13 protein-coding genes are annotated in these 15,131 nt (G+C 54.5%); all 13 read left to right on the forward strand.

Translation table 11 applies throughout. The features are described from left to right. The first annotated feature begins 45 nt into the window (after positions 1-45). The 13 genes from ilvI (at position 46) to murG (ending at position 15,125) form a co-directional block, all read left to right on the forward strand. Entirely contained in the window at positions 46-1,770 is a 1,725-nt protein-coding gene (gene ilvI, locus HED65_RS14455) for an acetolactate synthase 3 large subunit (RefSeq protein WP_114979086.1), read from the forward strand. Between the two features lies 1 nt (position 1,771). Then, entirely contained in the window at positions 1,772-2,263 is a 492-nt protein-coding gene (ilvN, locus tag HED65_RS14460) for an acetolactate synthase small subunit (RefSeq protein WP_014882536.1), read from the forward strand. Between the two features lie 179 nt (positions 2,264-2,442). After that, positions 2,443-3,450 (forward strand): catabolite repressor/activator, encoded by a 1,008-nt coding sequence (gene cra / locus HED65_RS14465; RefSeq protein WP_114979087.1) that lies wholly within the window; start codon positions 2,443-2,445, stop codon positions 3,448-3,450. Positions 3,451-4,049: 599 nt separating this feature from the next. Continuing rightward, positions 4,050-4,508, forward strand: coding sequence for a division/cell wall cluster transcriptional repressor MraZ (mraZ, locus tag HED65_RS14470; RefSeq protein ID WP_021240528.1), 459 nt, complete (start codon positions 4,050-4,052; stop codon positions 4,506-4,508). A 2-nt stretch (positions 4,509-4,510) separates the two neighbouring features. Next, a complete protein-coding gene (gene rsmH / locus HED65_RS14475) occupies positions 4,511-5,452 on the forward strand; it encodes a 16S rRNA (cytosine(1402)-N(4))-methyltransferase RsmH (protein ID WP_049005267.1) in 942 nt (313 codons plus the stop codon). Beyond that, on the forward strand, positions 5,449-5,814 hold the full coding sequence (gene ftsL / locus HED65_RS14480) for a cell division protein FtsL (protein WP_014830643.1): 366 nt from the start codon (positions 5,449-5,451) through the stop codon (positions 5,812-5,814). Before rsmH ends, ftsL begins: the two co-directional genes overlap by 4 nt. Positions 5,815-5,829: 15 nt before the next feature. Next, positions 5,830-7,596: a peptidoglycan DD-transpeptidase PBP3 gene (ftsI, locus tag HED65_RS14485; protein WP_028016678.1), complete on the forward strand. Its 1,767-nt coding sequence runs from the start codon at positions 5,830-5,832 to the stop codon at positions 7,594-7,596. Next, positions 7,583-9,070 (forward strand): UDP-N-acetylmuramoyl-L-alanyl-D-glutamate--2,6-diaminopimelate ligase, encoded by a 1,488-nt coding sequence (murE, locus tag HED65_RS14490; RefSeq protein WP_114979088.1) that lies wholly within the window; start codon positions 7,583-7,585, stop codon positions 9,068-9,070. The genes ftsI and murE overlap by 14 nt, the downstream gene beginning before the upstream one ends. Next, on the forward strand, positions 9,067-10,425 hold the full coding sequence (murF, locus tag HED65_RS14495; RefSeq protein WP_114979089.1) for a UDP-N-acetylmuramoyl-tripeptide--D-alanyl-D-alanine ligase: 1,359 nt from the start codon (positions 9,067-9,069) through the stop codon (positions 10,423-10,425). Before murE ends, murF begins: the two co-directional genes overlap by 4 nt. Next, positions 10,419-11,501, forward strand: coding sequence for a phospho-N-acetylmuramoyl-pentapeptide-transferase (mraY, locus tag HED65_RS14500; protein WP_028016681.1), 1,083 nt, complete (start codon positions 10,419-10,421; stop codon positions 11,499-11,501). Before murF ends, mraY begins: the two co-directional genes overlap by 7 nt. Before the next feature lie 2 nt (positions 11,502-11,503). Then, entirely contained in the window at positions 11,504-12,820 is a 1,317-nt protein-coding gene (gene murD, locus HED65_RS14505; protein ID WP_114979090.1) for a UDP-N-acetylmuramoyl-L-alanine--D-glutamate ligase, read from the forward strand. Further along, complete coding sequence (gene ftsW / locus HED65_RS14510) at positions 12,820-14,064, forward strand: cell division protein FtsW (RefSeq protein WP_028016683.1); 1,245 nt, start codon at positions 12,820-12,822, stop codon at positions 14,062-14,064. Before murD ends, ftsW begins: the two co-directional genes overlap by 1 nt. Beyond that, positions 14,061-15,125, forward strand: coding sequence for an undecaprenyldiphospho-muramoylpentapeptide beta-N-acetylglucosaminyltransferase (gene murG, locus HED65_RS14515; RefSeq protein ID WP_114979091.1), 1,065 nt, complete (start codon positions 14,061-14,063; stop codon positions 15,123-15,125). Before ftsW ends, murG begins: the two co-directional genes overlap by 4 nt. The last annotated feature ends 6 nt before the right edge of the window (positions 15,126-15,131 follow it).

Below are 15,131 nucleotides of genomic sequence, written 5' to 3' on the forward strand. Positions count from 1 at the left end.
ATGAATTCGGCAGTCCGTCTATAACAAAATGCCTGGAGGCAAAGCATGGAGATGTTGTCTGGCGCGGAAATGGTCGTGCGATCGCTTATCGATCAGGGCGTGAAGCAAGTGTTCGGCTACCCTGGCGGCGCAGTCCTTGATATCTATGATGCGCTTCATACGGTTGGTGGCATTGACCATATTCTGGTACGCCACGAGCAGGCGGCAGTACATATGGCTGATGGCCTGGCACGTGCAACGGGTGAAGTGGGCGTGGTCTTAGTCACGTCAGGCCCCGGTGCAACTAACGCCATTACTGGCATTGCAACGGCGTATATGGACTCTATCCCGCTGGTGATCCTCTCCGGGCAGGTGGCGACCTCACTGATTGGCTACGATGCGTTTCAGGAGTGCGACATGGTGGGGATTTCGCGTCCCGTTGTGAAGCACAGCTTCCTGGTCAAGCAAACCGAAGACATTCCTGGTGTCCTGAAAAAGGCCTTCTGGCTGGCGGCAAGCGGGCGTCCGGGACCGGTGGTGGTCGATCTGCCTAAAGATATCCTGAACCCGGCAAACAAGCTGCCTTATGTCTGGCCGGAATCAGTGAGCATGCGCTCTTACAACCCAACAACGCAGGGCCATAAAGGTCAGATTAAGCGGGCTTTACAAACGCTTCTGGCAGCCAAAAAACCGGTGGTTTATGTCGGCGGTGGGGCGATCAATTCTGCATGTGAAGTGCAGCTCCGTGAACTGATTGAGAAGCTTAATCTTCCTGTTGCGTCGTCGCTGATGGGGCTCGGGGCGTTTCCGGCCACTCACCCTCAGGCGCTGGGTATGCTGGGTATGCACGGTACCTATGAAGCCAACATGACGATGCATCATTCTGATGTGATCTTTGCCGTCGGTGTGCGCTTTGACGATCGTACAACCAACAATCTGGCGAAGTATTGTCCGAACGCTACTGTGCTGCATATCGATATCGATCCAACATCAATTTCAAAAACGGTGTCGGCGGATGTGCCGATTGTGGGTGATGCGCGTCAGGTTCTGGAACAAATGCTGGAACTGTTGGCACAGGAGAGTGCTACCCAGCCGCTGGATGAGATCCGTGACTGGTGGCAGCAGATTGATCAGTGGCGTGCACGCCAGTGTCTGAAATATGACACGCAAAGCGAAAACATTAAGCCGCAGGCGGTTATCGAAGCGGTGTGGCGACTGACGAAAGGTGAGGCGTATGTGACCTCAGACGTGGGTCAGCACCAGATGTTTGCTGCACTTTATTACCCGTTCGACAAACCGCGACACTGGATCAACTCAGGTGGCTTAGGGACGATGGGTTTTGGTCTACCTGCGGCGCTGGGCGTGAAGCTGGCACTGCCGAATGAAACCGTCGTCTGCGTAACCGGGGACGGCAGTATTCAGATGAACATTCAGGAGTTGTCTACCGCGCTGCAGTATGAACTGCCGGTTCTCGTGTTGAACCTGAATAACGGCTACCTCGGTATGGTCAAACAGTGGCAGGATATGATCTATTCAGGCCGCCATTCACAGTCATATATGAAATCGCTGCCGGATTTCGTTCGTCTTGCTGAAGCTTACGGTCACGTTGGCATGCGGGTGACAGATCCAGCTGAGCTGGAAACGAAGCTCGCTGAAGCGCTTGAGCACGTTAAAAACAACCGCCTCGTCTTTATGGATGTGATTGTTGATGGGACCGAGCACGTTTATCCGATGCATATTCGTGGTGGTGGTATGGATGAAATGTGGTTAAGCAAAACGGAGAGAACCTGATATGCGCCGGATATTATCTGTTTTACTGGAAAACGAGTCTGGCGCACTGTCGCGCGTCATTGGGCTTTTTGCACAGCGCGGCTATAACATTGAAAGTCTGACCGTTGCGCCGACGGACGATCCGACGCTGTCGCGAATGACCATTCAAACCGTCGGCGATGCTAAAGTGCTTGAGCAGATCGAGAAGCAGCTACATAAGCTTGTCGACGTACTGCGCGTGAGCGAGTTGGGGCAGGGGGCTTACGTTGAACGTGAGGTCATGCTGGTGAAAATTCAGGCCAGCGGCTACGGACGTGAAGAAGTCAAACGCAATGCGGATATTTTCCGCGGACAGATTATCGACGTCACACCTTCTCTCTATACGGTTCAACTGGTCGGGACCAGCGACAAGCTGGATGCTTTCCTGGCATCCGTGCGGGATGTAGCAAAAATTGTTGAGGTCGCGAGATCGGGCGTAGTTGGCCTGTCACGCGGTGAGAAAATCATGCGTTAGTTATCAAAAAGGTTCGCCTCTTTCTGCCCGGTCACCAAAGCCGGGCTTTTTTTTGCGTAATCAGCCGACAACGCAGATAAAAGCGGTTGCCGCGAAGGCTTTTCTGCGTTTAGATGTTAAAAGATTTAACCATAACCTTGACAGGGCCATGGACTCTTTTCTTTTTTTAAGGGGCAATTGTGAAACTGGATGAAATCGCCCGGCTAGCCGGCGTGTCACGAACAACGGCCAGCTATGTGATTAACGGTAAAGCAAAGCAGTACCGTGTCAGCGATAAGACCGTTGAAAAAGTTATGGCGGTGGTTCGTGAACATAACTACCATCCGAATGCTGTCGCAGCCGGCCTGCGTGCCGGGCGCACCCGCTCTATTGGTCTGGTGATCCCGGATCTGGAAAACACCAGCTATACCCGTATCGCTAACTATCTTGAACGTCAGGCTCGCCAGCGTGGTTATCAATTGTTGATTGCCTGCTCGGAAGACCAGCCCGACAACGAGATGCGCTGCATTGAGCACCTGCTCCAGCGTCAGGTGGATGCCATCATCGTTTCGACCTCTCTGCCACCAGAGCATCCGTTTTATCAGCGTTGGGCTAACGATTCGTTCCCGATCGTTGCGCTGGATCGTGCCCTGGACCGCGAACATTTCACCAGTGTTGTGGGAGCCGATCAGGATGATGCGGAAATGCTGGCTGCAGAGCTGAGAACCTTTCCGGCTGAAACCGTGCTTTATCTGGGCGCGCTGCCGGAACTGTCTGTAAGTTTCTTGCGTGAACAGGGATTCAGAACCGCCTGGAAAGACGATCCGCGTGAAGTTCACTATCTCTATGCTAACAGCTATGAACGTGAAGCTGCTGCGCAGCTGTTCGAGAAATGGCTGGAGACGCACCCAATGCCTCAGGCACTGTTCACCACCTCGTTTGCTCTTCTACAAGGTGTAATGGATGTGACCTTACGTCGGGAAGGTAAGCTGCCATCAGACCTGGCCATTGCCACTTTCGGTGACAACGAGCTGCTCGATTTCCTCCAGTGCCCGGTGCTGGCGGTGGCGCAACGTCACCGTGATGTGGCTGAACGTGTCCTGGAGATTGTGCTGGCGAGCCTGGATGAGCCACGGAAACCGAAGCCGGGCCTGACACGTATCAAACGTAATCTCTACCGTCGCGGAATTTTAAACCGCCAAAAATGAAATGACTGGGGCGGCGAAATCTGCCCCATTTTGTTGCGATAATTCGCAGAGATAATTCCCTGACAGAAATTAGGATAATTCCTTAGGGATCATAATTGGTTATTTCTCTTAATTCATTTTGACTTTTAAATTGATCTTCAAAGAACGTTTAAGCGGGTTTAGGCGTCTATTTTTGTATTGTTTTGTTACAAACCCTATTCGACCGATGAATATTCAGACGTTTTTCCTTCTCCTGTGACAGCTTAGATGGCAACCGCCTTGCTTATTGGGCACGGTGGTGAATCTGGCGCTGTTATCCCCTGAGAATCTGTCATAAAATGCTGCCCGCGTCGCAAACTGACACTTTATATTTATCTGCGATGATATTGAGTGAGTCTTAACGCTCGTGTGCATATTCGGTTTTTTTCTTACAAATATTCATAACGTTAATTTTGCCTCGCCAGTTGTGCAGTTATTAACCAGGACTGTTTAACTCTGTAAATAGAGGGCATTTGAGTCCTTACAGGGAGAGTCCTGGCTTGACAAGCTTTTCCCTCGCTCCGTAAACTCCTTTAGGTGGGAATTTGTGGGTTAAAGTGGTGAGGAGGGGTGAGACTGGCATGTTCCGTGGAGCTACGTTAGTCAATCTCGACAGCAAAGGGCGTTTATCGGTACCAACCCGATACCGCGACCAGCTGATTGAGAACGCTGCGGGTCAAATGGTTTGCACCATTGACATTAACTCCCCCTGCCTGCTGCTTTACCCCTTGCCTGAATGGGAAATTATTGAGCAAAAGCTGTCGCGACTCTCGAGCATGAACCCGCAAGAACGCCGCGTGCAGCGGTTGTTATTGGGACATGCCAGTGAGTGTCAGATGGATAACGCAGGGCGTTTACTGATTGCACCTGTGTTGCGGCAACATGCCGGTCTGACCAAAGAAGTGATGCTGGTCGGGCAGTTCAACAAGTTTGAACTGTGGGACGAAACGACCTGGTATCAACAGGTCAAGGAAGATATCGACGCTGAGCAGTCTGATTCTGCAACATTATCGGAACGGCTGCAGGACTTGTCTCTATAAATATGATGGAAAATTATAAACATACAACGGTGTTACTGGACGAGGCCGTTAACGGTCTGAATATTCGTCCGGATGGCATCTACATTGATGGCACTTTTGGTCGCGGTGGTCACTCGCGTTTGATCCTCTCCCAACTTGGAGCGGAAGGACGTCTGCTGGCAATCGATCGCGATCCGCAGGCGATTGCCGTGGCGCAAACCATCAATGACCCACGCTTTTCCATCGTGCATGGACCTTTCTCTGCGCTCGCGGAATATGTTGCTGAGCGCGGCCTGACGGGCAAGATCGACGGGATTCTTCTCGATCTTGGCGTCTCTTCACCACAGCTAGATGATGCTGAACGTGGCTTCTCCTTTATGCGTGATGGTCCGCTGGACATGCGTATGGACCCGACTCGCGGCCAGTCTGCCGCTGAGTGGTTACAGACTGCTGACGAAGCAGATATTGCATGGGTAATCAAAACCTTCGGCGAAGAGCGTTTTGGCAAGCGTATTGCGCGCGCCATTGTTGAGCGCAACCGCATTGAGCCAATGACCCGCACGAAAGAGCTGGCCGAGGTGATCGCGGCGGCGACACCGGTGAAGGATAAACACAAACATCCCGCGACCCGTACCTTCCAGGCGGTTCGCATCTGGGTAAACAGTGAACTGGAGGAAATAGAGCTGGCGCTAAAAAGCTCGCTCGACGTGCTGGCCCCAGGTGGGCGGTTATCTATCATCAGCTTCCATTCGCTGGAAGACCGTATTGTGAAACGCTTCATGCGTGAACAAAGCCGCGGTCCACAAGTCCCAGCGGGGCTGCCGATGACGGAAGAACAACTCAGGAAGCTGGGTGGCCGTCAGTTGCGAGCATTAGGCAAGTTGATGCCGGGCGAAGAAGAGGTGGCAGAGAATCCACGTGCCCGTAGTTCAGTGCTGCGTGTTGCAGAGAGGACGAACGCATGATCAGCAGAGTGACAGAGACCCTAAGCAAAGTTAAGGATTCGTTAGGAAGCAACGAGCGCCATGCCTTGCCTGGCGTGATCGGCGACGATCTTTTGCGGTTCGGGAAGCTGCCACTCTGCTTGTTCATTTGCATCATTGTGACGGCAGTAACGGTGGTCACCACAGCCCACCACACTCGTTTATTAACTGCGCAGCGCGAGCAGATGGTACTGGAACGCGATGCGCTGGATATTGAATGGCGAAATCTGATCCTTGAAGAAAACGCGCTCGGCGATCACAGCCGGGTTGAACGGATCGCAACGGAAAAGCTGCAACTGCAGCATGTTGATCCTTCGCAGGAAAATATCGTAGTACAAAAATAAGGGAAAACGCGACGCATGAAAGCAGCGGCAAAAACGCTAAAACCAAAACGTCAGGAAGAACAGGCCAACTTTGTCAGTTGGCGTTTTGCGTTGCTTTGCGGCTGCATTTTACTGGCACTGGGTTTCCTGCTGGGACGCGTGGCATGGTTACAAATTGTCGCGCCTGACATGCTGGTCCGTCAGGGCGATATGCGCTCTCTGCGCGTCCAGGAGGTTTCCACTTCCCGCGGGATGATCACGGACCGCTCTGGCCGCCCGTTGGCGGTGAGTGTGCCGGTCAAAGCGATCTGGGCTGATCCGAAAGAGCTGCACGATGCCGGGGGGATTACCCTCGATAACCGCTGGAAAGCGCTCTCCGATGCTCTGAAAATGCCGCTGGACCAGCTTGCCTCCCGCGTCAACGCTAACCCGAAAGGACGTTTTATCTATCTGGCGCGTCAGGTCAACCCTGACATGGCTGACTACATTCGCAAACTGAAATTGCCGGGTATTCATCTTCGTGAGGAATCCCGTCGTTATTATCCTTCCGGCGAAGTAACTGCTCACCTCATTGGCTTCACTAACGTCGATAGCCAGGGGATTGAGGGCGTTGAAAAAAGCTTCGATAAGTGGCTCACCGGCCAACCGGGCGAGCGAATTGTGCGTAAAGACCGCTACGGTCGCGTGATCGAAGATATCTCGTCCACGGACAGCCAGGCTGCACACAACCTGGCGCTGAGTATTGATGAGCGCTTGCAGGCGCTGGTCTACCGCGAGCTGAACAATGCCGTTGCTTTCAACAAAGCGGAGTCAGGCAGTGCTGTGCTGGTGGATGTCAGCACGGGCGAAGTGCTGGCAATGGCCAACAGCCCATCCTACAACCCGAACAACTTTACTGGCACCGCAAAAGACGCGATGCGTAACCGGGCGATCACCGACGTGTTTGAGCCTGGCTCAACGGTGAAACCGATGGTGGTGATGACGGCGCTGCAGCGCGGCATCGTCAATGAAAACACGGTCCTGAACACGATCCCTTACCGTATTAACGGCCACGAGATTAAAGACGTGGCGCGCTACAGCGAATTGACCCTGACCGGGGTGTTACAGAAGTCGAGTAACGTCGGTGTTTCAAAGCTGGCGTTAGCGATGCCGTCCTCAGCGTTAGTAGAGACTTACTCACGTTTTGGACTAGGAAAGGCGACCAATTTGGGGTTGGTCGGAGAACGCAGTGGCTTATATCCTCAAAAACAACGGTGGTCTGACATAGAGAGGGCCACCTTCTCTTTCGGCTACGGGCTAATGGTAACCCCGTTACAGTTAGCGCGAGTCTACGCAACGATTGGCAGCTATGGCGTCTATCGTCCGCTGTCGATTACCAAAGTTGATCCACCGGTTCCGGGAGAGCGTATCTTCCCGGAATCTATCGTTCGTACCGTTGTGCATATGATGGAAAGCGTGGCACTGCCTGGTGGTGGTGGCGTGAAAGCGGCGATCAAAGGCTACCGCATCGCCATTAAAACCGGTACAGCGAAAAAAGTGGGGCCAGACGGCCGCTATATCAACAAATACATTGCCTATACCGCAGGCGTTGCGCCTGCAAGCAATCCGCGTTTTGCGCTGGTGGTCGTCATTAACGATCCACAGGCGGGTAAATACTACGGCGGCGCCGTCTCCGCGCCTGTGTTCGGGGCTATTATGGGCGGCGTATTGCGCACCATGAATATCGAACCGGATGCGCTGGCGACGGGCGAAAAAAGTGAATTTGTAATTAATCAAGGCGAGGGTACAGGTGGCAGATCGTAATTTGCGCGACCTTCTCGCTCCGTGGGTGCCAAATGCACCGGAGCGAGCACTGCGAGAGATGGTACTGGACAGCCGCGTGGCTGCATCTGGCGATCTTTTTGTGGCGGTGGTCGGTCATCAGGCGGACGGGCGTCGTTATATCCCGCAGGCGATTGCGCAAGGTGTTGCTGCCATTATTGCTGAGGCCAAAGATGAGGCAACCGACGGTGAGATCCGTGAGATGCACGGGGTGCCGGTTATCTATCTCAGCCAGTTAAATGAGCGTCTTTCCGCGCTGGCGGGGCGTTTCTACCACGAACCTTCCGACCAATTACGTCTGGTTGGCGTGACGGGAACAAACGGAAAAACCACCACCACACAACTCATGGCGCAATGGGCGCAACTGCTGGGTGAAACCGGTGCGGTGATGGGTACCGTAGGCAATGGCCTGCTGGGTAAAGTGAGCCCGACAGAAAATACCACCGGATCAGCGGTTGATGTACAGCATGTCCTTGCTGGTCTGGCGGAGCAGGGGGCAACCTTTGCTGCAATGGAAGTTTCTTCGCATGGACTGGTACAGCACCGTGTGGCGGCGTTGAAATTTGCAGCCTCTGTGTTCACTAACCTGAGCCGCGATCACCTCGACTATCACGGGGATATGGAGCATTACGAAGCTGCAAAATGGCTGCTCTACTCCACGCATCATTGCGGACAAGCCATCATCAACGCCGACGACGAAGTAGGTCGTCGCTGGCTGGCGAAGCTGCCGGATGCGGTTGCGGTGTCGATGGAAGACCATATTAACCCGAACTGCCATGGTCGCTGGCTGAAAGCTGTTGAGGTGAACTACCACGATAGCGGTGCCACCATTCGCTTTACCTCTTCATGGGGTGAAGGGGAAATTGAAAGCCGTCTGATGGGGGCGTTTAACGTCAGCAACCTGCTGCTGGCCCTGGCAACATTACTGGCGCTGGGCTATCCGATGGCGGAATTACTGAAAACTGCTGAACGTCTGCAACCGGTTTGTGGCCGCATGGAAGTGTTTAGCGCGCCAGGTAAACCTACCGTGGTCGTTGATTACGCTCATACGCCAGATGCGCTCGAAAAAGCGCTGGAAGCGGCACGTCTGCACTGTGCCGGTAAACTCTGGTGTGTCTTTGGTTGTGGCGGCGATCGCGACAAAGGCAAACGCCCGTTGATGGGCGCTATTGCGGAACAGTTCGCGGATATTCCCGTGGTAACCGATGACAACCCGCGTACCGAAGAGCCGCGCGCCATTATCAACGACATTCTGGCAGGTATGCTGGACGCAGGTCGTGCGCGTGTTGTTGAAGGTCGTGCCGAAGCGGTAACGAACACCATCATGCAGGCGCAGGAAAATGATGTGGTGCTGCTGGCTGGTAAAGGCCATGAAGATTATCAGATTGTCGGCAATCGTCGTCTGGACTACTCGGACCGCGTAACAGCAGCACGTCTGCTGGGAGTGGTGGCATGATTAGCATCACGTTAAGTCAGGCTGCCGCGGTACTGCACGGCGAATTGCTGGGGCAGGATCTGACCATTGACGCCGTGACGACGGATACCCGTAAAGTGACTGCGGGTTGTCTGTTTGTGGCGCTAAAAGGTGAGCGTTTTGACGCGCATGATTTTGCACAGCAGGCCAAAGAAAATGGCGCTGGTGCGCTGCTGGTTAGCCGCAAACTGGCGGTCGATCTGCCGCAGATTGTGGTGAAGGATACGCGTCTCGCTTTTGGCGAGCTGGCGGCATGGGTTCGTCAGCAAGTCCCCACTCGCGTCGTGGCCCTGACCGGTTCCTCTGGCAAAACGTCCGTGAAAGAAATGACCGCAGCCATTCTGAGTCAGTGCGGAAATACGCTTTATACCGCAGGCAACCTCAATAATGACATCGGCGTGCCGATGACATTACTTCGCCTGACCAAAGAGCACGAATTTGCCGTTATCGAGTTGGGGGCAAACCACCAGGGTGAGATCGCCTGGACTGTGAGTTTGACTCGCCCGGAAGCTGCGCTGGTGAATAACCTGGCGGCTGCGCATCTGGAAGGATTTGGCTCGCTGGAAGGTGTGGCGAAAGCGAAAGGTGAGATCTATACCGGTCTGCCTGTCGACGGCATTGCCATTATGAATGCTGACAACAATGACTGGCTGAACTGGCAGAGCATTATTGGCTCGCGTAAAACCTGGCGCTTCTCTCCGAATGCCGCCAACAGTGATTTTACGGCAACCAATATTCATGTGACGTCTCATGGTACGGAGTTCACACTCACTACCCCAACGGGTGGCGTAGATGTGCTGCTGCCGCTGTCGGGTCGCCATAATATCGCCAATGCGCTTGCGGCGGCGGCATTGTCGACAGCGGTAGGTGCATCGCATGAAGCGATTAAAACTGGGCTGGCACATTTAAAAGCTGTGCCGGGACGCTTGTTCCCGATCCAGCTTGCTGAAAACAAACTGTTGCTGGATGACTCCTACAACGCGAACGTCGGTTCGATGACGGCGGCGGTGCAGGTGCTGTCTGAGATGCCGGGTTACCGCATCATGGTAGTTGGTGATATGGCTGAGTTGGGCGACGAAAGCGAAGCCTGCCATACCCAGGTCGGTGAAGCGGCGAAAGCAGCGGGACTGGACTGCGTATTGAGCGCAGGAAAACTGAGCCAGGCCATTAGCCACGCCAGCGGCGTTGGCGAACATTTTGCCGATAAAGCTGCGTTGGTTAAGCGTTTAAACGCGTTGATTACAGAAAAACAAATTGTGACTGTGTTAGTGAAAGGTTCACGTAGTGCCGCCATGGAAGAGGTTGTGCACGCATTACAGGAGAACGGGACATGTTAGTTTGGCTGGCCGAACATTTGGTCAAATATTATTCAGGCTTTAACGTCTTTTCCTATCTGACGTTTCGCGCCATCGTCAGCCTGCTGACTGCGCTGTTCATCTCGTTGTGGATGGGCCCGCGCATGATTGCCCGTCTGCAAAAGCTCTCTTTTGGCCAGGTCGTGCGTAACGATGGTCCGGAGTCGCACTTCAGCAAACGTGGTACCCCAACCATGGGTGGGATCATGATCCTGACTGCCATTGTGGTGTCAGTGCTGCTGTGGGCGTACCCGTCAAACCCGTACGTCTGGTGCGTGCTGACTGTCCTGATTGGCTACGGCATTATTGGCTTTGTCGATGACTACCGCAAAGTCGTGCGCAAAGACACGAAAGGTCTGATTGCCCGCTGGAAGTATTTCTGGATGTCGGTGATTGCGCTGGGCGTGGCCTTCGCGCTGTACCTGGCAGGAAAAGACACTCCGGCCACTGAGCTGGTGGTGCCGTTCTTTAAAGACGTTATGCCGCAACTGGGTCTGTTCTACATCCTGCTGGCGTACTTCGTCATTGTTGGCACTGGTAACGCCGTCAACCTGACCGATGGGCTGGATGGTCTGGCGATTATGCCAACCGTCTTTGTGGCCGCGGGTTTTGCACTGGTAGCGTGGGCAACCGGTAACATGAACTTTGCCAACTATTTGCACATTCCTTATCTGCGACACGCGGGTGAGCTGGTAATCGTCTGTACGGCGATTGTCGGTGCGGGACTGGGCTTCCTGTGGTTCAACACTTACCCGGCGCAGGTCTTTATGGGTGATGTTGGTTCCCTGGCTTTGGGCGGTGCGCTCGGCATTATTGCCGTTCTGCTGCGTCAGGAGTTCCTGCTGGTGATCATGGGCGGTGTGTTTGTGGTCGAAACCTTGTCCGTGATTTTGCAGGTCGGTTCCTTCAAGTTGCGCGGCCAGCGCATCTTCCGTATGGCACCGATCCACCACCACTATGAACTGAAAGGCTGGCCAGAACCGCGCGTCATTGTGCGCTTCTGGATTATTTCGCTGATGCTGGTGCTGATTGGCCTGGCAACGCTGAAGGTACGTTAATCATGGCAGATTACCAGGGCAAAAAAGTCGTTATCATCGGGTTGGGCCTTACCGGCCTTTCCTGCGTGGACTTTTTCCTCGCGCGTGGAGTGACACCACGGGTGATGGATACGCGTGTCTCACCGCCGGGTCTGGACAAGCTGCCGGAACAGGTTGAACGCCACCTTGGTGGTCTGAATGATGACTGGTTGCTGGCGGCCGATCTGATTGTCGCAAGCCCCGGTATTGCACTTGCGCATCCGTCACTGAGCGCTGCTGCTGATGCGGGCGTTGAGATTGTCGGCGATATCGAGCTGTTCTGCCGCGAAGTGCAGGCACCGGTAGTTGCAATTACGGGTTCTAACGGTAAAAGCACCGTGACCACGCTGGTAGGTGAGATGGCGAAAGCCGCGGGCATGAACGCCGGAGTTGGTGGCAATATCGGCCTGCCCGCGCTGATGCTGCTGGATAAAGGCTGTGAACTGTATGTCCTCGAGCTTTCCAGCTTCCAGCTGGAAACGACCTCCAGCCTGCATGCCGCCGCTGCGACGATCCTTAACGTGACCGAAGATCATATGGACAGATATCCATTTGGTCTGCAGCAGTACCGTGCTGCCAAGCTGCGCGTGTATGAAAATGCCAAAGTCTGTGTGGTCAATGCAGATGACGCTCTGACCATGCCGGTGCGTGGTGCTGACGAGCGCTGCATCAGCTTCGGTATTACCATGGGTGATTACCACCTGAACCGTCAGCAAGGTGAAACCTGGCTACGGGTAAAAGGTGAGAAAGTGCTGAACGTCAAAGAGATGAAACTCTCTGGTCAGCATAACTACACCAATGCTCTGGCGGCGCTTGCGCTGGCGGATGCAGTAGGTTTACCGCGCTCTTCCAGCCTGAAGGCGTTGACCACGTTTTCCGGTCTGGCGCATCGTTTCCAGCTGGCGCTGGAGCATAACGGCGTTCGCTGGATTAACGACTCCAAAGCGACCAATGTGGGAAGCACTGAGGCGGCCTTGAATGGCCTGCACGTTGACGGCACGCTGCATCTGCTGTTGGGTGGCGACGGTAAATCGGCCGATTTCTCCTCCCTCAAACAGTATCTTTCTGGCGATAACATCCGTCTCTACTGCTTTGGTCGTGACGGCAGTGAACTGGCTGAACTGCGCCCTGAGGTCGCCGAGCAAACCGAAACCATGGAACAGGCAATGCGCCTGATTGCTCCACGAGTGAAGCCTGGCGATATGGTACTGCTCTCTCCGGCGTGCGCTAGTCTCGACCAATTCAAGAATTTCGAACAGCGTGGTGATGTCTTTACCCGCCTGGCGAAGGAGTTAGGCTGATGCGTTTATCTCTCCCTCGCCTGAGAATGCCGCGCCTGCCAGGATTTGGGATCCTGGTGTGGTTGTTTGCGGCACTGAAAGGCTGGGTGATGGGCTCTCGTCAAAAAGATAACGACAGCCTGATCATGTACGATCGCACGCTCTTCTGGCTCACGCTGGGGCTGGCGGCGGTCGGTTTTATTATGGTGACATCGGCCTCAATGCCTGTTGGACAGCGTCTGGCGAACGATCCTTTCCTGTTTGCCAAGCGTGATGGTCTGTACATCATCCTGGCATTCTGCCTGGCGCTGGTAACTTTACGCCTGCCGATGGAGTTCTGGCAGCGGCACAGTACGGCAATGTTGATTGCTTCAATCATCATGCTGCTGATCGTTCTGGTGGTGGGGAGCTCCGTAAACGGGGCATCGCGTTGGATTGCCTTTGGCCCACTGCGTATTCAGCCTGCGGAATTTACCAAACTGTCCCTGTTCTGCTACCTGGCTAACTACCTGGTACGTAAAGTGGATGAAGTGCGTAACAACCTGCGCGGCTTCTTAAAACCGATGGGTGTGATTTTGGTACTGGCGGTGTTACTGCTGGCGCAGCCTGACCTGGGTACCGTAGTTGTACTGTTTGTTACCACCCTCGCCATGCTGTTCCTGGCGGGTGCGAAGCTGTGGCAGTTCATCGCTATCATCGGAATGGGTATCTCAGCGGTAGTGCTGCTGATCCTCGCCGAGCCTTACCGTATCCGCCGTGTGACATCCTTCTGGAACCCGTGGGAAGACCCGTTCGGCAGTGGTTATCAGCTGACGCAGTCGTTGATGGCCTTTGGACGTGGTGAGGTCTGGGGACAGGGCCTGGGTAATTCCGTTCAAAAGCTGGAGTATTTACCGGAAGCGCATACTGACTTCATCTTCTCCATTATTGCGGAAGAACTGGGTTATATCGGTGTGGTATTAGCGTTATTAATGGTATTCTTCGTCGCTTTCCGCGCCATGTCTATTGGCCGGAAAGCGCTGGAAATCGATCACCGTTTCTCAGGTTTCTTAGCCTGCTCAATTGGTATCTGGTTTAGTTTCCAGGCTTTGGTTAACGTCGGGGCCGCAGCAGGTATGCTGCCGACCAAAGGCCTGACGTTGCCGTTGATCAGTTATGGTGGTTCGAGTCTGTTGATCATGTCGACAGCCATCATGTTTTTGTTACGCATAGATTATGAGACGCGTCTGGAGAAAGCCCAGGCGTTTACACGAGGTTCACGATGAATCAACCGAAGCGGTTAATGGTGATGGCAGGCGGTACCGGGGGACATGTGTTCCCGGGGCTGGCGGTTGCGCACCATTTAATGGATCAGGGCTGGCAGGTTCGCTGGCTTGGAACCGCAGACCGCATGGAAGCCGATCTGGTGCCGAAGCACGGGATCGAGATCGACTTTATTCGTATTTCCGGCCTGCGTGGCAAGGGTATCAAGGCGCTCCTCCTGGCGCCGGTGCGGATTTTTAACGCCTGGCGTCAGGCGCGCACCATCATGAAGCGCTTTAAGCCGGATGTGGTACTCGGCATGGGTGGTTATGTGTCTGGCCCGGGTGGGCTGGCTGCATGGTCGTTAGGCATCCCTGTCGTATTGCATGAGCAGAACGGTATTGCCGGTCTGACCAATAAATGGCTGGCGAAAATCGCCACCAAAGTCATGCAGGCGTTTCCTGGCGCGTTCCCGAAAGCGGACGTCGTGGGTAACCCGGTTCGTGTAGATGTGCTGGCACTGCCGCTGCCGGATGCTCGCCTGATGGGCCGTGAAGGGCCGGTTCGTGTGCTGGTCGTCGGCGGTTCTCAGGGCGCGCGCATCTTAAACCAGACGATGCCGCAGGTTGCTGCAAAGTTGGGGGATGCCGTTACCATCTGGCACCAGAGTGGAAAAGGTGCTCAGCAGAGCGTTGAGCAAGCTTATGCCGAGGCGGGGCAGTCGCAGCATAACGTTACAGAGTTTATTGATGACATGGCAGCAGCATACGCCTGGGCCGATGTCGTCGTTTGTCGCTCAGGCGCGCTGACAGTGAGCGAGATCGCCGCCGCTGGTTTACCCGCGCTGTTTGTGCCGTTCCAGCACAAAGACAGACAGCAGTACTGGAATGCGTTGCCGCTTGAGAAAGCGGGTGCCGCGAAAATATTTGAGCAGCCACAATTTACCGCTGACGCGGTCGCCACCACCCTGGCGGGCTGGAACAGAGACGTATTGCTGGAGATGGCAGAACGCGCGCGCGCGACCGCCATTCCTGATGCGACGGAACGGGTGGCAAAAGAAGTGAGCCTGGCAGCCCAGGCTTAACCCTCG

Origin of the sequence: Pantoea sp. LS15 (assembly GCF_012241585.1) — a bacterium.
In the GTDB taxonomy this organism is placed as follows: Bacteria; Pseudomonadota; Gammaproteobacteria; order Enterobacterales; family Enterobacteriaceae; genus Enterobacter.